Genomic DNA, 24,024 nt, shown 5'->3' with positions numbered 1-24,024 from the left:
ATAACTGTTAATTTTTAGTTGTTTATATATTAACAAGCAGGAGCAATTTTTGATCAAATTATTGTAAATCTGCGTAATACCGGATCGCCACCCATAATTTAAAACCACATAGGCACATAGGACACATAGAATCATTGTAAATCCTGGTCTATGTGAATTATGTATTTATGTGGTTCTTTCAATTCATTCTTCCGGTACCGATTGCGCATCAACAACAGCAATGGCCACCATATTAATAATTTCACGCACAGAACTGTCGCGTTGTAAAATGTGGATGGGTTTTTTCATTCCCATCAGAATTGGTCCGATGGCTTCTGCTGCTCCTAATGACTGCAAAACTTTGTAGGTAATATTTCCCGAACTCAGGTTGGGGAATATCAGCGTGTTTGCATCGTGATCTCCCAGTTTGTTAAACGGGTAGCGTTTGTAGCGTAGTTTTCCGTTTAAGGCATAATTGGCCTGCATTTCGCCGTCAACCATTAAATCGGGGTATTTTTGGTGCAGCATGTTAACCGCTTCTTTCACCATCACAGGGCTTCCCAAACCTTTAAATGCCCCAAAGTTGGAGTAAGAGAGCATGGCAATCCGTGGTTCTATGTTGAAGCGTTTTATTTCATTTGCTGTTAAAATTGTTGTATCCACAAGGGTTTGGGACGAAGGATTCATGTTAACAGTTGCATCTGCCAGGAAAATGGGACCGCGTTTGGTAATCATGATATACATTCCGGCAATGTGGTTAAATTCTTCTTTTACACCAATTACCTGCAATGCCGGGCGAATGGTGTCAGCATATTTTCTTGAAAAACCAGAAATAAAGGCATCGGCCTCGCCGGTTTCCACCATCAACGCTCCAAAATAATCGCGGTTGTATGTTTTTTCAACTGCTTCATCGTAGGTCATTCCTTTTCGTTTTCTTTTTTCATACAGAATTTTAGCCAGTTTATGCCTTTTTTCATCAGGTACCGAATTGTACGTATCAATTATGGAAATATGGTCCAGTTCAAGCTGATTTTCTTTAATCAGGGACTTTATTTTTTCTTCGTTTCCCAATAGAATCGGATGGGCAATTTTTTCGCGCACAACAAATTGAACTGCTTTTAACACTTTAAAATCGTTGCCTTCTGCAAAAACAACACGTTTCGGGTTTTGGCGGGCTTTTGTGCGAATGCTCATCACCAGCTTGTTGCTGTCACCCATCCGGCTGGTGAGCTCCTGTTTGTATGCTGTCCAGTTTTTTATGGGTTTGCGGGCTACACCGGTATCCATTGCAGCTTTTGCAACGGCGGTTGAAATGGTGGTAATCAGCCGTGGATCGAGGGGTTTTGGGATAATATATTCCCGGCCAAACACAATATTTTGTTTGTCGTAGGCCCGTGCAACCATTTCGGGCACGTATTCTTTTGCCAGACTTGCCAGGGCTTTGGCTGCTGCAATTTTCATCTCTTCGTTGATGTGGGTTGCTCTTACATCGAGTGCACCGCGGAAAATAAACGGAAAACCAAGCACATTGTTAATCTGGTTGGGATAATCGCTGCGCCCCGTAGCCATAATAATGTCCTCGCGGGCAGCAGTAGCATCTTCGTAAGAAATTTCAGGATTTGGGTTGGCCATGGCGAAAACAATGGGATCTTTGGCCATCGATTTTATCATTTTTTTTGTAACCAAGCCGCCAACTGAAAGTCCGAGGAAAACATCCGCACCCACCATGGCTTCTTCCAGGGTGTTCAGTTTCCGTTTGGTCACAAATTCCAGTTTGTATTTATTCAAATCGGTACGCGCTTCATTTAAGACGCTTTTGCTGTCGCACATAATTACGTTTTCAGGTTTTACACCCAGACTAATATAAAGTTTGGTGCAGGAAATGGCTCCGGCTCCGGCCCCGCTAACCACCACTTTTATATCTTCTATGTTTTTACCGTTTAGTTCCAGTGCATTCAACAATCCTGCTGCCGAAATAATGGCTGTACCGTGCTGGTCGTCGTGAAAAACCGGAATGGGAAGTTCCCTTTTCAGGGTTTCTTCAATTTCAAAACATTCTGGTGCTTTTATGTCTTCGAGATTGATTCCTCCAAATGTGGGTGAAATGGCTTTTACCACTTCTATGAATTTTTTTGGGTCTTTTTCATTTACTTCAATGTCAAAAACATCCACATCGGCAAAAATTTTGAAAAGCAATCCTTTGCCTTCCATAACTGGTTTGCCTGCTTCGGGGCCAATATCGCCCAAACCTAACACCGCCGTTCCGTTTGAAATAACGGCTACCAGGTTTCCTTTGGCCGTGTATTTATAAACATTGTCCAGGTCTTTTTCAATCTCAAGGCAGGGTTGTGCCACTCCGGGCGTGTAAGCGAGCGACAAGTCGTATTGTGTATTGTGCGGTTTTGTTGGAACTACTTCTATTTTTCCCGGACGACCTTTTTCGTGGTAATTTAATGCGTCTAATCGGCTGATTCTTGTCATAACAATTGATTTTACTGGTTTTGGATAAAGATAAAAAAAATGGCACAGGAATCTTTGCGTTTTGGATGGAAAAATTAAAAAAAATATAATTTTTCCAGATGTAAAAAAGAAAACTGATTATTTGTAAAATGAATGCATAAATCCATTAATATTGCACGATTTTTTTCACAATTCAGATTTATCGGAAGGAACTATGAAATCGCTCTATACTATACTTTTACTGGTGCTGTCGAATACGTTTATGACATTTGCCTGGTATGGCCATTTGAAGTTTAAGGAGATTAAGTGGTTTGAGGCGCTGCCACTGGTGGCGGTGGTTTTAATTAGCTGGGGAATTGCCTTGTTCGAGTACTTTTTTCAGGTTCCGGCCAACCGTATTGGTTTCAGAGAAAATGGCGGACCTTTTTCGCTGGTGGAACTGAAAGTAATTCAGGAAGTAACAACCCTGGTAGTTTTTATGGGTTTTACTTTGTTGTTTTTTAAGAATGAAACTTTCCGTCTGAATCACCTCATCGGATTTTTATTTTTAATTCTGGCAGTCTATTTCATTTTTAAGAAGTAGCCTTATTTTTCTTCCCATTTTCCAAATATTTCTTCAACTTTTTTGGTGCGGAAATCGAAAATTTCCTTCAGTTTTCCTTTAATAATGAGCTCATTGGCGATGGAACCCAAAAAGCCAAAAGGTGGTTTGTACGAAACAATGTCGGTCATAAGCACACCGCCCTGAACAGCTTCAATTTGATGTTCGTGGTGCCACATGGAGTAAGGACCAACGCGCTGTTCATCTACAAAATATTCCTGCTCTTTTACGTGGGTAATTTCGGTAACCCAGGTGGTTTTTATTCCTAAAACCGGACTCACTTTGTAACTGATAATCATTCCCGGATACATTTTTTCAGAGAGGTTTTTGCTGATGATGTCAAAACCCATATAAACCGGTGTAATTTTTTTCAGATTGGCCGGCGACGAAATAAAATCCCAGACTTTTTCAACTGTAGCCGGAATTTTTTGCGTTTTATTCAATTGATAGAATCCCATAACTTTTATTGTGCTAATTTTTTAATCATCCCGTTAAAAATAATTCCATGAAACGGCATAACGGAATACCAGTAAATTCTTCCCAAAAGTCCCAGCGGGCGAAATGTGGCTGTTTGATGTAAGGCGCCATTTTCAATTTTAAACTCAAGCCAGGCTTCGCCAGGAAGTCTCATTTCAGCATAGAGCAACAACCGTTTTTCAGTCCGGTTGGCATAAATTACCCGCCAAAAGTCGAGCGATTCGCCCGTGGAAATTTCTTTCTGATTTTTCCTGCCTCTGCGTAAACCAACTCCGCCCACAAGCTTGTCGGCAAAACCACGCAACCTCCAAAGCGCGTTGGCATAGTACCAGCCGCTTTCTCCACCAATCGACCAGATTCTGCTTAACGTTTTATATTCGTCGTGTACCATTATTTTTCGCTTGTCCTGAAAACAACCGTAAACAGGAACTTCTATCAATTGTGAAATTCCTTTTGCCAGATTTCCTGTGGAGAGTGCATCGGTCCAGCTTGAAATAACTTCCTGCTGGGCAATCTGGTCGAATGCCAAACGCACCGCTTCTTCGTATGTTAACAGATTTATTCCCAGAATTTTGTGTAAATCATTTTTGCGGGCAATTACCTCCACTTTCATGCTGTTAACCAAATTGACAGCCAGTTTGTAGGAGGTTGACGTAACAAAATAGAGCCAGTAGGATGAGAGTTTGGGCGTCATTACCGGAACCGAAATGATGGTCCGCTCCAGTTTCCGAACTTTGGCAAACTGAAGCAGCATTTCCTTGTAGTTCAAAACTTCCGGGCCGCCAATGTCAAAACTCTGATTGTAAGTTTGTTCATTTAAAAGAACGCCGGTGAGAAATTCGATGACGTTGCGAATGGCAATGGGCTGTGTTTTGGTTTTCAGCCATTTCGGGGCAATCATTACCGGTAATTTTTCCACCAAATCGCGAATGATTTCAAAAGATGCGCTGCCCGAGCCGACAATGATTCCGGCTCGCAGGGTGGTGAGCTTATAATTCCCCGAATTCAGAATTTCTTCCACCCTTTTTCTGGATTTAAGGTGTTTCGAAAGTTTTTCTTCGTTTATAATTCCGCTCAGGTAAATCACCTGTTTGGCTTTGGTTTGCTCTATTCGGTTTTTAAAATTCTCTGCTGCAGTAGCTTCCAGTTTTTCAAAATTGCCGGTTGAAGCCGACATGGAATGAATGAGGAAAAATGCTGCATCAATGTCGTCCGGGATTCCAGCCAGAGTTTTGTTATTCAGAAAATCAACTTCTATAACTTTCAGGTTTTCTGTTTTATACGCTGAAACATCGAATCGCTGCCGGTCGCGAACACAACATACCACTTCGAATCCTTTTTCCAGCAAAACAGGAAGAATTCTTTTCCCGATATATCCGGTTGCTCCGGTTAGCAGAATTTTTTTCATTTGATTTTTAATTTCAACCTTGCGCCCGGCTTTCTTCTTCCGGTTCCAGTCTCCAGCCCCTGACGGTTGCTCCCAAAACAATTCCCGCACTCATTACCACAAGATTTTTAATAATGTATTGCCCTTCAATGGTTAATGAATATGGAAATACTGCAAAAACTTCATCAGGAAAAAGAAATACCGGCATAAAAGTGCCAATCATTTGTAAATAAAGTAACAGCAGAGTTTCGCGTAAGAAAATCCTGAAAATTAAACCGATACCAATCAGCACTTCCCAGGTTGCCAATCCATACAAAATAACTTTTTCAGAAAAAATTCCAAAGGTCATGGTGTCGATGGTTTTTGTGGCAATGCCCTCGGCCGGGCTCAATCCTTCAAAATATTTCAAAAATCCGAACCAGAAAAAGATAATTCCAATACTCAAACGTAAAAGATTTAGTCCGTTGGCAATCATCCAACGGGTAATTTTTATGTCCACTTTTTCAAATGTTTGTCCTCTTAAATTCATTTATTAAACCTTTAATTTTGATATTCCTCCGTCAATGTGCAAAATTTGTCCGGTAATCCATGAAGATTTTTCAGATAAAAGAAATTCAGCAGCTTGTGCAATATCATCATCCTTGCCAATGCGCTTCATTGGATGTCTTTGTGCATTAGCCTCCATTTTTTCGGGGGTATTGAGCAGGCGTTCGGCAAGTGGCGTATTTGTCAGCGAGGGTGCTATGCCATTTACCCGGACTGTTGGTGCAAACTCAGCTGCCAGCGAACGTACAAGACCTTCAACAGCTCCTTTGGATGCAGCCACAATCGAATGAAAATTAAAACCCGTTTGCACGGCTACCGTTGAAAATAGCAAAACAGATGCCCGCGACGACTTTTTTAACCGGGGCAAAACGGTCTGAATTGTTTTTACAGCACCAACAACCTGCAATTCAAAATCTTCTATGAAGTCAGCAGATTTTGTGCGATGAAATGGTTTAAGCTGAATACTTCCGGGACAATAAACCAATCCGTCTATTATTTCCGGCAGGTATTCAAAATTAAATTCATTTTGCATTACATCCAGCGGATGATATTCAATCTGCGAATTGAAATTTTGTAGTTCATTTTTAAAATAAGTAGCAAAAATATTGTTGCCTGCAGCACTAAGATTTTCCGCAAGTTTTTTTCCAATCCCTGATGAACCTCCAACGATAAAAATGTTAGCCATACTATTTTTGTTTAAAATTATTCTTTTGAAAACTAAACAAAACTAAAACAAAAAGGTTTTGCAGACAAACTATTGTTCAGTTTACCGGAATGGTCAGTGCCAATTGAAATCCCGACATTTCGGGTAAATAATTAAAACTCAGGTTTTGTATGAAATTTAAACGATGGTCGTACTGAATTTTCCATAGAACCAAATCGAAAATAAAAAGAAAACTTCCCTGCAGAATTACTGAATTTCCGTAACCTTTCAGCAAATCGTGCCGGTTGGGTTTTTTGGTAGCCAAGTGTTTCAGCAGGAATCCTGTTCCGATATATAAAACATCGAGGCCGGCGTTTATGAGGTATAGATTTTCTGTTTTGGTGTGTTTTTCCATTATTTCCATTGTGGAAAAATCGCTGAAACTGGCGTTCAGGTTGCTGTAAAGCGCAATTCCGGCAATGGAAAGGTTCACCGTATTCCAGAAAAAATTCATCTGGTGAAAGTATTTGGTTTGCCCGGTTGTTTGCGACCATCCCCAACCACCGGCAACCATGTTGGCAACTGCCCACGAACCGAGAATATACATGCCGGTGTTGTTGGTTTTTAAACTTCTTTCGTAAAAAGTTTTGTAATCGCCCTGGCCGTGTGCTGCCGAGAAAATTAAAATTGAGAAAATACCACTCAAAATCCACCTTTTCATTTTGCTGCAAATTAGTACAGCCAAAACAGTTAAAAATCCAGTATGTTCAGGCTCAGAAAATTAAAATTTGCTTTTCAGTTCAATGTCTTTCGAAAACAGCATGGCGGTTTCAATTAAAGCCAAATGGGAATAAGCTTGCGGAAAATTACCCAAAAGCCGTTTGGACTCAAAATCAATATCTTCGCTGAAAAGTCCAACATGGTTGCTGTATGTGAGTAATTGGTCGAAAAGTTCGCGTGCCTGATTGCGTTCGCCAATTTTGTTCAGGGCCTGAATGAGCCAGAAAGTGCAAATGGTAAATGATGAGGTTGGCAAACCAAAATCATCGCGGTTTCTGTAGCGATACATCAGTCCGTTTCTGCTGAGCTCTTTTTGGGTTGCTTTAACGGTGCTGATGTAACGGTAATCTGTTGCATCAATAAATCCATAAGCTTCCATTAAAAGAGTTGAAGCGTCCAGGTCTTTTGATCCGTAAGCCTGTGTAAAAGACTGCACTTCTTCATTCCATCCTTTTTTCATTATGTCTTTGGAGATGGTGTCCCGGAGCTTTCCCCATTGTTCAACATAGTGTTGATTTTTAATTAGTTCTGCTACTTTAATAGCACGATCGATAGCTACCCAGCAAAGCAGTTTTGAAAATACAAAATGCCGCTGGTCGGTTCTAATTTCCCAGATTCCCCGGTCGGGTTTACGCCAGTTTTTACGAACTATGCGCACAATGCTGCGGGTAATGGTCCATAACTCTTCGCTATTTTGCAATGAAACTTCAAACAAGCTGAATTGCTGGTAAATTACATCCATCAGAATGCCGTAAATATCGTGTTGCTTTTGTTTATAGGCGGCATTTCCAATTCGAACCGGGGCGCTGTTTTCGTAACCCGAAAGATGGGTGAGTATTCGTTCCCGCAGATTTTTTTCTTTATTGATGCCATACATTATCTGCATTTTCTCATCCTTATCAGATACCACATCAATAATAAAATTCATAAACCGTTCGGCGCTTTTCCAGTGCCCTATTTTGGTCATAATTTTAATTACCATCGAAGCATCTCTAAGCCAGCAAAACCGGTAATCCCAGTTGCGTATTTCACCTATTGTTTCTGGAAGTGAGGTGGTTGCAGCGGCAAGCACTGCTCCTGTTTTGTCGAAACTTAAAAGTTTAAGCACCAGTGCACTGCGCAAAATTTCGTTGTTGTATTCGCTGAACCTGTGGGTTTCTTCCGACCAGTTTAGCCAGTAAACTTTAGTTCGCTGCAATTTGAGATAAGCTCTTTCAATGGATTGTTTCAGTAATTTTTGATTGTAGCTTATTAGAAAGTAGGCATCGTGCTCAAGTTCTACCTCCTGCCCGTTAATTACCTTATCCATATTAATATTGGTATAAAGGTAAAGCGAATCGTAGGTACCGGAACGTGTAAAACTTTTTACATATTCTTTCCTGACCTCAGTAATGGTTTTTCGCTCAGCATATTCGAGCCGCGGATTATAATCAATTCTGAATTTTGGTTTTCCTGATTTCAGTTTTATGTACCGGATAACGTCGGGTGGTGAATAAATTTGTTCCCGGCCATTGTGATAATGATAGCGGGGCATAAAATCCAACACTTCAAAACTGTCAGTACCATTCGAATAGATGGTTGACAAGATGTTGGTTTTTGGTAAATATCGTTGGGTATATTTGTAATCGTCATCTGTTACAAATTCAAAACTGCCACCTTTTTCACTATCAAGAATTTTTGCAAAAACCGATGCCGAATCAAAAACAGGAAGACAAAGCCATTCCAGTGCCCCTGATTTTGAAATTAGTGCGGCGCTTTTGCCATTTCCTATAATTCCGTAATCCAAATTTGTCATTATTATTTTTGCTTCTTTTTGTTTAACTTTGAAAAATACGTGTATTAACAAGTATTTAATGACGAACAAATATAGAAAAACTATGAGTCGATTTTTAATTATTTCAAACCGATTGCCGGTTCAAATAAATATTTCAGGCGAAAACGTTGAAGTGACACCAAGTGTAGGAGGGCTTGCTACCGGCATGATGTCGGTGAGCCAATCATTCGATAGTTTATGGATTGGCTGGTCTGGTGTTGACAAAAATAAACTCTCAGGCAGCCTGGAAGAAAAAGTAAATAAAGCCCTGCAAAAAGAAGAATGTGTTGATGTAAACCTTACCGAAGAGGAAGTTGAACTATATTACGAAGGTTTCAGCAATAAAACCATCTGGCCATTATTTCACTATTTTACCCAATTTGTTAAATACGAAGAGGAACAATGGCAGGCATATAAAAGGGTAAACCAAAAATTTGCTGATGTTATTGCAGAAAATATGGACGGAGTGGACAAAATCTGGATACACGATTACCATTTGTTGCTTCTTCCGCAAATGATTAAGGAAAAATTTCCGGATGTAACTATCGGTTTCTTTTTGCACATTCCGTTTCCGTCTTATGAATTATTCAGAATTCTTCCCTGGCGGAATGAAATAATAGAAGGAATGCTGGGTGCCGATTTACTTGGCTTTCACACCTTCGATTACGAACGCCATTTTATGAGTTCTGTGCGCCGGTTGTTGGGCTACGATATCAATATTAACGAAATTAATATGCCCAAGCGGATTGTTAAAGTAGATAACTTTCCCATGGGAATTGACTACAATAAATTTCATGATTCTGCTTTGGAATCGCAAAAACGTTCGGTACGCGACAAATCGGAAGTAAGAAAGGAACTGGAGCGATATTATCTGCTTTATCCCGAAACAAAATTTATTCTTTCTATTGACAGGCTCGATTATACCAAAGGGCTGATTAACAGGTTGCAGGCCTTCGAATATTTTTTGCAGGAATATCCGGAATACCGCGATAAAGTGACTTTGGTGTTACTGGCAGTCCCGTCGCGCATTGGGGTTGACCAATACCAGCAAATGAAAAGCGAAGTGGATGAAATTGTGGGCCGAATTAACGGAGAGTATTCTACCATTAACCGTACGCCAATTTGGTATTTTTACCGTTCCATGCCTTTCGAGAATCTGGTTGATTTGTATAATTACTGCGAAATTGCACTGATTACTCCTGTCCGCGATGGGATGAACCTGGTGGCAAAAGAATTTATTGCTTCCAAAACCGATGGTAGGGGAGTGCTGATTTTGAGCGAAATGGCAGGCGCTTCCAAGGAAATGAGCGAAGCCCTCATTATTAATCCGAATGATAAGGCACAAATTGCTGCTGCCATTAAAAAGGCCATTGAAATGCCTCTTGATGAGCAAATTGAAAGAAATACCATACTTCAAAAACGATTAAAACGTTATGATATTGAAAAATGGGCAACTGATTTTTTAAACTCTTTGGATGAGGTACGACAGAACGAACAAAATTACCTGGCTAAAAAACTGACGACATCCTCGAAAAACAAAATAGTAAAAGAAGTTTGCGGATCTGATAACCGTATTTTCTTCCTGGACTACGACGGCACACTTACCGGCTTTGAAGATAATCCGAAACATGCCAGGCCCGATAAAGAATTATATGATTTGCTTGATGCCTTGGCAAAAAATCCGAAAAACAGGGTGGTGCTCATTAGTGGCCGAGACAGGGATACATTTGAAGAGTGGTTTGGCGACAAACCTTATACATTAATTGTTGAACACGGGGTTTGGTACCGGTCAGCCGGCAAAGATTGGGAAATGATTGAACCACTGGACGATTCATGGAAAGAAAGTATTCGTTCTGCTTTGGAGTTTTATGTTGACCGCACGCCAGGTTCTTTCATCGAAGAAAAAAACTACAGCCTGGTTTGGCACTATCGCAAATCGGATCCCGAGCTTGGACACAACCGTGCCATTGAGCTTAAAGATGAAATGACCAGTCTTGTTGCAAATCTTAACCTCGAAATTATGGAAGGAAATAAAGTAATTGAGATAAAAAACCGCGGCATTAACAAAGGACGGGCTGCACTAAAAGTACTCCATGCAAAACCTGCTGACAAGATTGTAGCTGTTGGAGACGATTGGACCGACGAGTTTTTATTTTCAGATTTACCCAGTGGAGCCATTAGCATTAAAGTTGGCATGGCTAAAACAATTGCCGGCTACAAAGTTGAAAACTATGAAGAAGTAAGGGATTTACTGCAAAAACTGGCATGCGATAAATAATCAGATTTTAGGATTTGTAATACAGAAAGCCGCCGGAGTTATCTTCAGCGGCTTTTTCATTTTAATATCTCAATACTCTAATCTCAATATTCCTACATCTCAAATCATATTTCAGAATTTCGTAACTTGTAGATATTTAAAAATACAGTTATGAAACAACCATGAATTAATTTCATGTACAAACCAGGAAATATTGTAATTTTCATGGGAGTTCCATCGAAATGAGCTTGCGAATTCTATCGAATACCATTAAAATAATTGATAGAATGAGATAAATGCCTTTAAAAATTAATAGTAATAATGAGATGAAAATAAGTGCAATATCTTTTAATGGAAACGAAAGAAAGAATATAGATAAAAGTCAATATTCTGATGATAGCCTGACGCTGGAGAATTATTACGAAATTGAACAAATTTCAAGAGGGAAAGAAAAACCACAGAGAATAGAATCGAAAAAAGACCAGGTTTTAGAATTTGAATTTGAAGACGGAACGAGTTGGATTTCGAACCTGGATAGAATTGAGGATATATTTCCCGAGTTGATGACCACAGCCAAGCGCTCGGCAAATAACGAAATTGAAATCCCGCTTGAAATCAGCACCGACAGTGCAGACCGATCTGTTGTTGGGAAAATCTTACTCAAGGCCATTAAAGTATTTTCTAAAAAGGCAACAGCCAGGGAAGTTAAGAGGCTTGCTTTAAATTTGGAAAACAAGCAGTTGGGAGAAAAAATAGGTTTGTTTAGAGTAAATTCTGATTTTCAACTTTCGGCTGATATTCCCGCTGTGGGAGTAAAACCATTTTTATTGCTGATACATGGAACAGCTTCATCTGTAGCAGGTTCTTTTGGAAATGCAGACAACAGCGACTTTATGCGTTATATCCGCGAAACGTATGATGATCGGATAATTGCATTTCAGCACAGAACACTCACTGAAAACCCTTTACAAAACGTGAAAAACCTGCTTGATGCCTTACCGGACAACTGCAACCTGCACCTTGTAACAACTTCGCGCGGCGGTTTGGTGGGCGAAGTTTTATCGCGCTTTTGCAACAGTCAGGGTGCCAAAGGTGGTTTTAATAACACCGAATTGGCCATTCTGAAAAGGGAATATTCTGGTAAATACTTTCAGGAACTGGAAAAGTTAATTGAGGACATTAATCAGATTTTGTCCCGTAAAAATATTGTAATAGAAAAGTTTGTACGTATTGCCTGCCCGGCCGGCGGAACAACACTTGCTTCCAAACGACTGGATTTTGTGCTGAATATCACCCTGAATCTTTTGGGCCTGGCTGTTGGAATAGCCGCCAGCCCGCTTTATAATGCTTTCAGAAGTTTAATCGCTGCAGTAATCGGATCGAAAAACGAGCCTGAAATTCTTCCTGGCCTTGAAGTTCAGCGTCCAGATTCCCCGTTCATTAAAGCACTTAATTGTCCAACAGATATTGATAATCCTGATGGCAAAATAATGATTGATAATTCATTGGTGGTTATTGCCGGAAATTCAAAACCTGCATTAAAAATAAGCGCATTGTGGATAATTGCAAGTAAACTCTTTTTTCTGCGGAAAAACGACCTTGTTGTAGATACAAATACAATGGCGTTGGGAACCCGAAGAACCGGGAAGGTTTTGCAGTTTTTTTATGAGGATTCAAACCTGAATCATTTTAAATATTTTGAAAACAGGGAAACAAATCAGGCCATTTTGCTGGCATTAAAGTCAGACTGGGGCACAAGTCTTCCTGGTTTTACAGAACAGCCTCTCTCGGTTTCGGTAGCTGCCGACCGAAATATTAAATTCAGACCTGATGGCGGAGAAGTGATGGTTGAAAAAGTTTCGGGCACCAAGCCCATTGTTTTGCTGCTGCCCGGCATTATGGGCTCAAATCTGAAACAGGAAGAAAAACTTCTGTGGATTAAATATGCTAAAATTATATTGGGTGGATTGGCGGATTTAAAACCCGAAAATAATTTAACCCCAGCTTCGTTGGTATCCACTGCCTACAAAAAGTTAGTGGAAGAGCTCAAAGAGGAATACGACGTTGTAACCTTTCCGTTCGACTGGCGCATGTCATTGGAACATTCTGCCAAACTACTAAACGATAAGGTAAAAGAACTGCTTAGTCTCAATCAACCTGTAAAAATGATTGGCCATTCCATGGGTGGTGTGCTGATACGTGATTTTATGGTCCTTTATAAAGATACCTGGCAAAAACTTAATAATTCAGAAGGATTCAGACTTGTATTTTTAGGAGCTCCGCTTGGAGGCTCTTTTCGCATTCCTGCTGTATTGTTTGGAATGGACAGGTTAATCGACAAATTGAGTTTAATCGATTTGGTTCATACAAAAACGGAACTCATTCAGGTTTTTTCCCAATTTCAAGGTCTTTTGGGATTGCTTCCTTTTACCGGAGAACATGATTTTTCAAATCAGGAAACCTGGGAAGAAATGAGAAACGGAGCCGATAATGAAAACTGGCCGATTCCGGATAATAGAAATTTGGATTGGTTTAAAAGTTACCGGGATAAAATGAAAGATGCTCTGGTTGAGGAAGACTTTAAAAATGCAGTTTATGTGGCCGGAAAAGACAGAGCCACACCGTGTGGGTTTATTATTGATAAAAGGAACACCGGCGACGAACTTGTTTTTTTAAGCACGGCTGAGGGAGATCAGAGTGTTACATGGGAAAGTGGAATTCCTGATATAATGAAGAACAGGAAAAATGCTGTTTATTATGTCAATGTCACTCATGGCGAACTGGCCTGTAATCCGTTCATGTTCAGAGGCATTAAAGAGATTCTTTCCATTGGCACAACCCGTTTTTTCAGCGATAAACAACCTCTGGTAAGGGGCGAAGAAAAATTGTTTAAAGCACCTGATTTCCGGGATTTCGATCTTTCGGAAGCCGGAATTGACTTTTCGGTTTTGGGAATTGGCGGTGAAACTGAACCCGAAATTGAACAACCTCCCATTGGAGTTTCAATTAGTCATGGCGACCTTTATTATTCAAGATTTCCTGTTCTGGCGGGGCACTTCGAAGGAGATGGGATTTTATATGCAGAAAAAGCTATAGATAAGTACCTTGGCGGAACGCTCAACTATCACCACCGGCTCGGAATTTATCCGGGAACAACAGGCAGTAGCGATGTATTCATATCACGCCATTCGGGTTTTAACGGAGCCATTATAATAGGACTTGGAAAACCGGAGGACTTAACGGCACACGCATTAACGAAATCGGTGGAGCAGGGGGCTTCCAATTTTCTGCTGAATATCAATGACCATTTTGAAAAGTTAAATCAAACAGAATCTGATAACAAACCATTTGGTATTTCTTCACTCATTGTGGGCAGCGGTTACGGAGGTTTATCCATCGAAAATTCAATAAAAGCTATTATTCAGGGTGTTTACAATGCAAATAAAAAAGTTGCCAAACTCGAATTTGAAAACACACGGCTTATTCATCACTTAGAGTTTGTTGAGTTGTATGAAGATAATGCAGTAAGTGCACTCTATTCACTTACCAGGATTGATAAACAGGAATCACGTTCGTTTAAAATAATAATTGAGGAAAAGAAAATACAAACCCTGCTGGGATCGAAAAAACGAATACCGAATGAAATATCGTCAGGTTGGTGGAACAGAATAACGGTAACCGAAGATTATGACGACGAGGAAAAAACAATTAAGTGTTTGAAATTTAGCGCATCTACCGGCCGGGCTTACGAGAAAGAAAGTAAACTTCCTACAACTCCTGCTATTATTGAAGGCACAATTCACGAAATGTCAACCAGTAACTTGTGGTCTGCCCAAAAGGCAAAATCGATGTTTGAGTTATTAATTCCCAATGAATTTAAAGAACAACTGAAAAGACATGGGAACATCAACTGGATTTTGGATTATTACACGGCACAATTTCCATGGGAAATGCTTCAGGACGAGATTGCAGATGCCAAACCACTTTGTATTGCATCGGGTATGATAAGGCAGTTGGCTACAGAAAATTACAGGCAGGTAATTAAAGCAGCGCCGGCAAATAATGCCCTTGTTATAGCCGATCCTGACTTAAAAGGTTTTGCCTCGCAATTGCCCGGTGCCCTGAAAGAAGGTCAACTTGTTTCGGAAATTTTAACAGAGCAGGGTCTGACCACAACTTCCAGTTTTAACGGCACCAGTTCTGAAATTATTGAAAAAATGTTTTGTAACGATTACCGGATTATTCATTTATCGGGGCACGGGGTTTTTCATAAAGATGTGTCCAAAGGCTCGGGAATGGTAATTGGTGAAAATATGTATTTGTCAACCCGCGAAATCAGGCAAATGAGTACGGTGCCTGAACTGGTTTTTGTGAATTGCTGCCATATTGGAAAAGTTGATGACACGGCAGAAGAATATTACCGGAAAAGGTACAGTTTAGCTGCAAACATAGGCACCCAGCTTATTGAAAATGGTGTAAAATGTGTGATAGCTGCGGGCTGGGCTGTTAACGACAGCGCAGCGCTTGAATTTGCCCGGGTATTTTATAACCTGATGTTTAATGGCTACACGTTTGGCCATTCAGTGAAAGAAGCACGCAAAGTTGTTTTCGAAAAATTTAGATATTCAAATACATGGGGAGCATACCAATGTTATGGCGATCCTTTTTTCAGATTCGAACATAAAAAAACAGCGCATAAAATGGATGCAAGTGAATACCTCATTTCCCAGGAAGCTGAGGTAGATTTGGCCAATTTGCTGAATGAACTGGAAATCGGGGAAAAGTCAACCGATGAATACCTGAAAATTCTGGATGTCATTTCAAAAAAGATTGACCAGGCAAAAATCAGAACACCAAAAATTACAGAATTAGAGGCGCTTGTTTTGTTCGAAATAAGGGATTACGACAATGCCTGCGAAAAATTCGGATCGTTACTTAATAATGAGGAGGCATCATTCTCATACTCAGTTGCCGAGAAATATAACAATGCAAGGGCGAAAAAGATAGTCAGATATTTTAAAGAATTCCTTGGTAAGAAAAATGAAGAATTAAACAGTATTGAAACCAAAATTAAAAACCTGAAAAATACGCAAAAGAAAAAAACAGGAGGAAAAACTGTTGCGAAAAAAAGCGGGGAGCTGATAAAACTGGAAGATGAAATGAATAAAATCCGCCAGGAAATAGAAAAGGAAAGGGAGGACTCATTAAAAGAAATTAAAGAGGTTATCAGCGATTTAACTGATCTGATTAAACTGAGTCCAACCTCGCAACGGTTTAATATTTTGGGAAGTACATACAAACGGGCTGCATTTCTTTCGAAAACCAATAAACAGGAAAACTACAAAAATGCGGCTTATTATTATCATAAAGGAAATGCAAACTTTGGCAACTGGTATTCACTTACCAATTGGTTGTCGCTCGAAAGTTCATTGGTCATGTCGGGCATTCATACCTGGGGCGCCGTTGAAAATGCGAAGGATAAAACGAGTTACAAAATCCCTTCATTAAAAGAAGCAACCGGAATGCTGGAAACCACGGGAGCCTCGCTTTGTAATAATAACGAACGGATGAGCTACTGGGATATGCTGGCCGGAATTAACATTGGGTTATGCAAATATATTGTGCAATTTACCGAAAACGACGATAAGAAGGAAGTTGAAAATATATTTAAGGATATCAGCCATTTATGGAAAAAAGCCGGATCAAAGGGAAAACGCTTTGCGGAAATTGAACACCTGGAATTACTGATTGATGCTTTATCGGCCGGAAAAGATAAAAAAACAAAGGCGCTGGCTGCATATCTTGAACAATTAAAAAACGACCTGGCGAACCTGTTATAAAATTCAATTTAAAAATTACAGAGATGGAAAAATATTACGATGTACACAACCACCTGTTCAACAAAAATTTTTTGGCGAAAGAACTGCTGTACCGCATGATTAAGGAGTTAAAAAAATTGTTGAATATTCATAAAGAACGGGGATTGGACCGTGGTCCCGATCGCGGATTGAAAAATGTAATCACCTCACTGAGGCGGTTTATTAAAGCCATCAGGGTTTTCAGACGGAAAAATTCAACGGCGGTTTACGAAGAACTCAATAAAACCTACCAGGGTGAATTTATTCTTACGCCGCTTACCTTCGACCTCACGTATTGTTTTGCGCCCTCTGCCGAACGCGATATGGATGAAACGCCGCGCAGCATAGCCAAAGAGGCTTTCGAGGATGAAATGAAAACTATGTTTGAGGATATTGAGCAGGAAGTTCGCAGCCTGTCGCGAGATTTTAATCCCGGTGCCGAAGAATCAGATGACAACCTTTGGAAGGAGTACCTGGCCGAAAAAAACCGCTTTATGGAGGAATCCAGGGATTTTCAGGAGCCGGAGGAAGAACGGGAACCCGAATCAGATACCAGGGGATTGTTTAAGCGCAGAACAGAATTCGATGGCTGGAATGAGCAAATCAGGCAAATTGAAGATTTGAAAAAACATCCTGAATATAAGGATATGGTTTTTCCGTTTTTGGCCATCGATCCGCGAAGAAAAAACATTACAGAATATGCGATGAACAATGTAGGGAAGGGAAAACTTTTTGTGGGAATAAAACTCTATTGTCCAACCGGTTATTCCCCAACCGATCCGGTACTTTTTGGGCCTGAGGGCGAACGGGGCGGAATTTATTCCTTTTGCGAAGACAACGGAATTCCTGTAACCACACACAATTCCGACGGCGGTTTTGCAACACTTGCCAAAGAAGTAAAAGTTACAGGCTTAATTCAGGTGAATGGAAAGTTACACCAGCTAAACGATGAAATGCTGAAATTTTCAACCGCCATACACCACAAAAACGCGATTTACGAGCGGGCGCTTACATTAAATCATCCGCTTTTATGGGAAAAAGTAGCAGAAAAATATCCAAACCTGTTGCTTAATCTGGCCCATTTTGGCGGAGGAAGTCAACTCAAACTGGCGCTTGAAAATCCGGACAACAAAAACCTGTGGACCAACAAAATAATTGACCTGATGAAAGACAACCGATACAAAGTTTATACCGATGTGTCGTGTTTCACCGATTTTGATATTATAGATAAACTGCTGGCCAGCCCGGTTTACCCCGAAATTAAACCGCGAATTCTTTACGGTTCGGATTACACGCTTTTGCTTTTATTCGAAGATAATTTTGAAGAGAACGTGCGTCAGTTTAAAGAAAAATTTGGCGCTGACTTTGATGTCATTGCCCGCAAAAACCCGAAGGAGTTTTTAAAACATGTGATTTGAAACTTTTGGCAAACAATAGGACAATCTTCCTGCCGGCCACCCTCATCTGGTCTTAATACTTATGTCTGATTGTCTTGATACTAATTTTTTACTTGTTTTAAATCAAATACTTTTATAGTTTTAATCCGTTAAAATTTAAACCTGGATGAATGCCAAAATGGCCAAACAAAAAAACCATCAAAGTTTTCGAAACGGTGAAGAATTTGCGCAACAAATAGTGTCTATCCATTTCACTAATTCTTTTTTTCCATAGTTCATAATTTTAATAATGAGCCTATAATATTGAACTCAACTACCTGCATAACCACTATTTGCAACACAGAAAGTTACAACAAAAAGTCTTTTGATTGAAATTATTCAGCCTTAAGTTTATAGTTTGGTTTTTTAAATTATACAATTTTGATCTAATTCAAGCTGTGGAGTGACCGGTGACTGTCTCATGAATTGATGTAACAGAATTACGCTATTTATATTTTCCCCAAACAAAAAATGCAACAAGCTAAATAATAACTCGTTGCATTTTAAAATGTGCCCAGAACAAGACTCGAACTTGCACAGCCAAAAACGGCCACCAGGCCCTCAACCTGGCGTGTCTACCAATTCCACCATCTGGGCATATAATTAGTATTTCAAAAATCGCGATGCAAAACTATAAAATTTCTTTAAAACCGAACAGCATTGCAAAAAATAGTTTGGCAATTAACGTTCATATTCTTCTTCGAACCGTGTTTTTATAATCAGCCCATTTTTAACAGTAAAATAAAATCGTTCAGTTTTATTCACTTTAGGCGATACCATCGGGTCGAGTGCTAACCTGCCCTGATTGATTTCAGTGCTTCCAAGTTCCTCTGTATTTTCAAAGATATACACCGAATCACCTGCTGTTTCAATAATGGTCACCGGCTGGCCGAACCTCGGTTCGAGAACGGATGATGGTTTTCCTGTGAAGGATTTTTTCAGTTGTTGCTGTGTCCCGCAGGAAACTAATCCGATGAAAACCAGAAATATGAATATTATTTTAAACATTTTACACATTTTTGCCAAAGTAACTTGAAAATTTTGAAAAAGGGGTAATGACAACAGTTTTTAACTTTTATGTTGTTGAAAACTCAATGGCTATTCTGAATAAACAGCATATAATGGCCTCTGATTATTTTCTATCTTTGCACCGTGTTATACAACATGTTCATTATCAAAATTAAGCTGCAACATGATTCAATTTTTCAGAACTCAAAACCGTACAGTTATTGCGGTTGATTCAATTCTTCCGTTAAGTCAAAGCGACATCGAAAAGTTAGTGTGGTTATTTTCGGATGCCCAATTCATTAAACAGGAAAAGTTTGACGGCTGGTTCGTCGGTCCGCGCCGTGAAATGCTTACTCCGTGGAGCACCAATGCCGTGGAAATTACCCAGAATATGGGCATAAATGGCATTGTGCGCATCGAGGAATTCTTTCAGGTGGAAAATGAAAACGCCGATTACGACCACATGCTGCAGCGGAAATACAACGGGTTGAACCAGCACATCTTTGTTATAGAAAAACAACCCGATCCTATTCTGAATATTGATGACATTGCAGCATTTAATCAGCAGGAAGGTCTTGCACTAAGCGATGATGAAATTAAATACCTGAATTCTGTGGCAACAGCTATGGGGCGGCCACTCACCGATAGCGAGGTTTATGGTTTTGCGCAGGTAAATTCGGAACATTGCCGCCACAAAATTTTTAACGGCACATTTGTAATTGATGGAAAAGAAATGGAATCGTCGCTTTTTCAGATGATTAAAAAAACATCGAAAGTAAATCCAAACAAAATCGTTTCGGCGTATAAAGATAACTGCTCATTTGTGCAGGGACCGGTTGCTGAACAGTTTGCACCTAAAACACAGGATAAACCCGATTTTTTCGAAGTAAAAGATATTGAAACGGTTCTTTCACTGAAAGCTGAAACCCACAATTTCCCCACAACCGTTGAGCCATTTAACGGTGCTTCAACTGGCACAGGCGGCGAAATCCGTGACCGGATTGGCGGCGGAAAGGGCAGTTTCCCCATTGCCGGTACTGCCATTTACATGACTTCCTACCCGCGTACCGAAGCCGAGCGACCCTGGGAACAAACCACCGAAGAACGGGAGTGGTTGTACCAAACTCCCGAAGAGATTCTGATTAAAGCTTCCAACGGGGCCAGTGATTTTGGAAACAAATTCGGGCAGCCGCTGATTGCCGGTTCGGTACTTACATTTGAACATTTCGAGAATTATAAAAAATACGGTTACGACAAAGTGATTATGCTGGCCGGGGGAATTGGTTTTGCCAATAAAAAATACAGTCTGAAAGACGACCCGGACAAAGGCGATAAAGTGGTTTTGCTGGGTGGTGACAATTACCGCATTGGAATGGGCGGCGGTGCTGTTTCCTCAGTGGCAACCGGGGAATTTGAGAATGCCATTGAACTGAACGCCGTGCAGCGGGCGAATCCGGAAATGCAAAAGCGGGTGTACAACGCCATCCGCGCACTGGCCGAATCGGACGAAAATCCCATTATTTCCATTCACGACCACGGTGCGGGCGGTCACCTGAATTGCCTGTCGGAACTGGTGGAAACCACCGGCGGAAAAATCGACACAGCCAAATTACCGGTTGGCGATCCCACACTTTCACAGAAGGAAATTATCGGGAACGAATCGCAGGAACGTATGGGACTGGTGATGAAACCGGAAAATGTGGAGTTGCTGAAACGCATTTCCGAACGCGAAAGGGCTCCCATTTACGAAATTGGTGAAACCACCGGCGACATGCAGTTTACTTTTGAAAACTCGGCAACCGGCGAAAAACCCATCGACTGGCAACTGGGTTACATGTTTGGAAATCCGCCCAAAACGGTTTTGGAGGATACCTCAGAAATACCGGATTTTGCCGATTTGGAGTACAATCAGGAAGAAATAGATACACTGGTTGAACGCGTTATACAACTGGAATCCGTTGCATGTAAAGACTGGCTCACCAATAAGGTTGACCGCTCTGTTACCGGGCGAATTGCCAAACAGCAAGGCGCTGGAAAACTGCATCTGCCGTTGAATAATGTTGGCGTAATTACTATCGATTATCAGGGCAGGGCAGGGGTGGCCACTTCCATCGGACATGCTCCGGTGGCCGGAATGATTGACCCAACTGCCGGTTCATTGTTGTCCATTGCCGAAGCGCTGACCAACATGGTTTGGGCGCCAATGACCGACCATATTCGCAGCGTTTCGCTGAGTGCCAACTGGATGTGGCCGGCAAAGAATCCGGGTGAAAATGCACGGATTTATCATGCCGTGGAAGCCGCCAGTGATTTTGCCTGTGCAATCGGAATCAATATTCCAACCGGAAAAGACTCCATGTCGATGACCCAGAAGTACAAAGACGATGTGGTTTACGCTCCCGGAACGGTTATTATTTCTGCCTCCGGCGAAGTTTCGGACGTGCGGAAAGTGGTGGAACCGGTTTTGGTAAACGATGAATCGAAAGAAATTCTTTTTGTCGATTTTTCATTTTCCGAAAAGGCTTTGGGCGGAAGTGCTTTTGCGCAATCGGTAAACAGAATTGGAAAAAAAGCACCGACGGTTTCCAATGCTGAAAAGTTTGTGACAGCATTCAACACCGTTCAAAAACTGGTTGAGCAGGAACTGATTTTGGCCGGGCACGACATTGGTTCCGGCGGTTTGGTTACCACATTGCTCGAATTGTGTTTCAGCAGCAACAAAGGCGGAATGAATGTGGATTTGACAGGAATCGGCGAAGAGGATTTGGTTAAAGTACTATTCAGCGAAAACCCGGGAATTGTGATTCAGTGTGCCGATAACGATGAGGTGAAAAAGCAACTCACCGAAAGTGAAGTTGGTTTTGTTTCGCTTGGATTCCCGGTTCCTTACCGGAAAGTGCGTGTGAAAAATTTTGAAACCGAAACCGATTTCGATATTGATTCACTGCGCGATTTGTGGTTTAAAACTTCGTATTTGCTTGACCGAAAACAGAGCGGAAAAGAGTTGGCGCTGGAACGATTCAAAAATTATAAAAAACATGAACTGAAGTTTGATTTCGGAGAGTTTACAGGAAAAGCTTCCGATTACGGAATAGACCTGAACCGGCGTACTCCTTCGGGAATTAAAGCAGCCATTATTCGTGAAAAAGGCGTAAACGGCGACCGCGAAATGGCTTATGCCATGTATTTGGCCGGAATGGACGTGAAAGATGTGCACATGACCGACCTGATTTCGGGCCGTGAAACACTGGAAGATTTGAACATGATTGTTTTTGTGGGCGGTTTCTCCAACTCCGATGTGCTGGGTTCGGCCAAAGGCTGGGCAGGTGCCTTTAAATACAACGAAAAAGCCCGAATTGCGCTTGAAAAATTTTACCATCGAACCGATACATTGAGTTTGGGTGTTTGCAACGGCTGCCAGTTGATGGTTGAACTGAACCTGGTTTTCCCGGAGCACAGCATTCAACCCAAAATGTTACACAATGAGTCGGGTAAATTTGAATCGGCTTTTTTGAATGTGGATATTTTGGAAAATCAGTCGGTGATGCTGAACAACATGGCCGGGATGAAACTGGGAATCTGGGTGGCGCATGGCGAAGGGAAATTTTATCTGCCGTTCAACGAACTGGAATATCATATTCCTTTAAAATACAGCCACGATGAATATCCGGCCAATCCCAATGGGTCGCATTTTGCCGCCGCTGCAATATGTTCCGATGATGGCCGTCATTTAGCCATGATGCCTCACCTGGAAAGAGCTTTTGCTCCCTGGCAATGGGCACATTATCCTTCCGCGCGGAAAAAAGATGAACTTGCGCCATGGATTCAGGCATTTGTGAATGCAAGGGATTGGATAGTTCAACACAGCCTTTAGCAATTTGCAACCGGTTACATTTTAGGTGCTTAATAATAGTATTCGTAAATTTTTTGGCAGAATATCCAAATATCAATATTCAAAAAACAAACAAACTCCAAATTCGAATCTAAAAAATTACAAACAAGATGTGACCAATTGGAATTTAATGATTTGGTAATTGGAATTTTTTTGAGATTTGTTTTTTGTATATTGTCATTTCTGGCTTGTCCAGTTTACGTTGCAATCATTTTTCTACCCAATTCCTCAGCAAATGTTTTGCCTTTAAAATTTTCCACAATTTTCAGGGCAAATTTAATGGCAACGCCGGCACCTTTTCCGGTTACGATTTTTCCTGAAGTTTCCACTTCTGCTCCTGTGACTTCTGCCCCGATAAGTTGGTTTTCAAATCCTGGAAAACAGGTGGCCTTTTGGTTTTTCAGGATTCCGAGATTCCCAAAAACCAAAGGAGCTGCACAAATGGCGCCAAGTGGTTTTCCGTTTTTATGAAAATCAAGAATCTGTTTGCCCAGTCCGGCATGGTCATTCAGGTTGTTGGCGCCGGGCAAACCTCCGGGCAAAACAATCATATCAACTTTGTTGTAATCCACTTCTTCAAAAAGAACATCGGCAGTAATCGGTATGTTGTGCGAACCGGTTACCACTTTTTTGCCGGTTACCGACACAACCAAGGTTTCAATATTTGCACGTCGCAAAACGTCGATAATACTAACAGCTTCAATTTCTTCAAATCCTTCGGCTAAATGAACTGCTATTAATTTTTCCATAATCTTTTCTTTTCTGTAAAAATAAAAAAAGATCCCCGTAAACCGAAGATCTTTTCAGATGAGATTTTATCAGTATTTCAATTAATCGCGTATTCGTGCAGTGATTTTTCAAGCTTTTTACGGGTGAAGAAAATCCGG

Annotated in this window: 13 protein-coding genes, 1 tRNA gene and 2 pseudogenes; 5 read left to right on the top strand and 11 right to left on the bottom strand. The window is 40.8% G+C overall.

What is annotated here, in order from left to right; genetic code table 11:
- Positions 1 to 183: 183 nt before the first annotated feature.
- Both ACESMA_RS18705 and ACESMA_RS18700 read right to left on the bottom strand, forming a co-directional pair.
- A pseudogene (locus ACESMA_RS18705) lies at positions 184 to 1,161 on the bottom strand (phosphate acyltransferase); the annotation flags it as partial.
- A gap of 75 nt (positions 1,162 to 1,236) precedes the next feature.
- Positions 1,237 to 2,460 (bottom strand): annotated as a pseudogene (locus tag ACESMA_RS18700) (malic enzyme-like NAD(P)-binding protein); the annotation flags it as partial.
- A gap of 151 nt (positions 2,461 to 2,611) precedes the next feature.
- Here ACESMA_RS18700 and ACESMA_RS18695 point away from each other — a divergent pair.
- Complete coding sequence (locus tag ACESMA_RS18695; protein WP_372950391.1) at positions 2,612 to 3,022, top strand: DMT family protein; 411 nt, start codon at positions 2,612 to 2,614, stop codon at positions 3,020 to 3,022.
- A gap of 2 nt (positions 3,023 to 3,024) precedes the next feature.
- Here ACESMA_RS18695 and ACESMA_RS18690 read toward each other — a convergent pair whose 3' ends face one another.
- The 6 genes from ACESMA_RS18690 to ACESMA_RS18665 all read right to left on the bottom strand — a co-directional run bounded on the left by ACESMA_RS18690 (position 3,025) and on the right by ACESMA_RS18665 (position 8,668).
- Positions 3,025 to 3,498, bottom strand: coding sequence for an SRPBCC family protein (locus ACESMA_RS18690; protein WP_372950390.1), 474 nt, complete (start codon positions 3,496 to 3,498; stop codon positions 3,025 to 3,027).
- 5 nt (positions 3,499 to 3,503) lie between these two features.
- A complete protein-coding gene (locus ACESMA_RS18685) occupies positions 3,504 to 4,925 on the bottom strand; it encodes an SDR family oxidoreductase (RefSeq protein WP_372950389.1) in 1,422 nt (473 codons plus the stop codon).
- A 13-nt stretch (positions 4,926 to 4,938) separates the two neighbouring features.
- A complete protein-coding gene (locus ACESMA_RS18680) occupies positions 4,939 to 5,433 on the bottom strand; it encodes a hypothetical protein (protein ID WP_372950388.1) in 495 nt (164 codons plus the stop codon).
- 3 nt (positions 5,434 to 5,436) lie between these two features.
- Positions 5,437 to 6,135 (bottom strand): SDR family NAD(P)-dependent oxidoreductase, encoded by a 699-nt coding sequence (locus ACESMA_RS18675; protein ID WP_372950387.1) that lies wholly within the window; start codon positions 6,133 to 6,135, stop codon positions 5,437 to 5,439.
- A 76-nt stretch (positions 6,136 to 6,211) separates the two neighbouring features.
- Positions 6,212 to 6,814 carry a DUF6992 family protein gene (locus ACESMA_RS18670; protein WP_372950386.1) on the bottom strand — a complete coding sequence of 201 codons (603 nt, stop codon included), beginning with the start codon at positions 6,812 to 6,814 and terminating at the stop codon, positions 6,212 to 6,214.
- Between the two features lie 60 nt (positions 6,815 to 6,874).
- Positions 6,875 to 8,668 (bottom strand): glycoside hydrolase family 15 protein, encoded by a 1,794-nt coding sequence (locus ACESMA_RS18665; protein WP_372950385.1) that lies wholly within the window; start codon positions 8,666 to 8,668, stop codon positions 6,875 to 6,877.
- Between the two features lie 82 nt (positions 8,669 to 8,750).
- Here ACESMA_RS18665 and ACESMA_RS18660 point away from each other — a divergent pair, with 82 nt between their 5' ends.
- From ACESMA_RS18660 to ACESMA_RS18650, 3 genes are all read left to right on the top strand, one after another.
- On the top strand, positions 8,751 to 10,964 hold the full coding sequence (locus ACESMA_RS18660) for a bifunctional alpha,alpha-trehalose-phosphate synthase (UDP-forming)/trehalose-phosphatase (protein ID WP_372950384.1): 2,214 nt from the start codon (positions 8,751 to 8,753) through the stop codon (positions 10,962 to 10,964).
- A 305-nt stretch (positions 10,965 to 11,269) separates the two neighbouring features.
- Positions 11,270 to 16,783: a CHAT domain-containing protein gene (locus ACESMA_RS18655; protein ID WP_372950383.1), complete on the top strand. Its 5,514-nt coding sequence runs from the start codon at positions 11,270 to 11,272 to the stop codon at positions 16,781 to 16,783.
- Between the two features lie 23 nt (positions 16,784 to 16,806).
- Positions 16,807 to 18,219, top strand: coding sequence for an amidohydrolase family protein (locus ACESMA_RS18650; protein ID WP_372950382.1), 1,413 nt, complete (start codon positions 16,807 to 16,809; stop codon positions 18,217 to 18,219).
- Positions 18,220 to 18,748: 529 nt separating this feature from the next.
- Here ACESMA_RS18650 and ACESMA_RS18645 read toward each other — a convergent pair.
- Both ACESMA_RS18645 and ACESMA_RS18640 read right to left on the bottom strand, forming a co-directional pair.
- Positions 18,749 to 18,834 (bottom strand) — tRNA-Leu (locus ACESMA_RS18645).
- A gap of 84 nt (positions 18,835 to 18,918) precedes the next feature.
- Positions 18,919 to 19,245 carry a hypothetical protein gene (locus ACESMA_RS18640; RefSeq protein WP_372950381.1) on the bottom strand — a complete coding sequence of 109 codons (327 nt, stop codon included), beginning with the start codon at positions 19,243 to 19,245 and terminating at the stop codon, positions 18,919 to 18,921.
- 184 nt (positions 19,246 to 19,429) lie between these two features.
- On the opposite strand from ACESMA_RS18640, the gene purL reads away from it, so the two are divergent.
- On the top strand, positions 19,430 to 23,119 hold the full coding sequence (gene purL / locus ACESMA_RS18635) for a phosphoribosylformylglycinamidine synthase (protein ID WP_372950380.1): 3,690 nt from the start codon (positions 19,430 to 19,432) through the stop codon (positions 23,117 to 23,119).
- 215 nt (positions 23,120 to 23,334) lie between these two features.
- Here the strand turns inward: purL and ACESMA_RS18630 are convergent, their stop codons facing one another.
- Entirely contained in the window at positions 23,335 to 23,886 is a 552-nt protein-coding gene (locus ACESMA_RS18630; protein WP_372950379.1) for a DJ-1 family glyoxalase III, read from the bottom strand.
- Positions 23,887 to 24,024: the final 138 nt, after the last annotated feature.

This window comes from Mariniphaga sp., assembly GCF_041687215.1.
Classification (GTDB): Bacteria; Bacteroidota; Bacteroidia; order Bacteroidales; family Prolixibacteraceae; genus Mariniphaga.
This window is presented reverse-complemented; position numbering and strand designations above follow the sequence as displayed.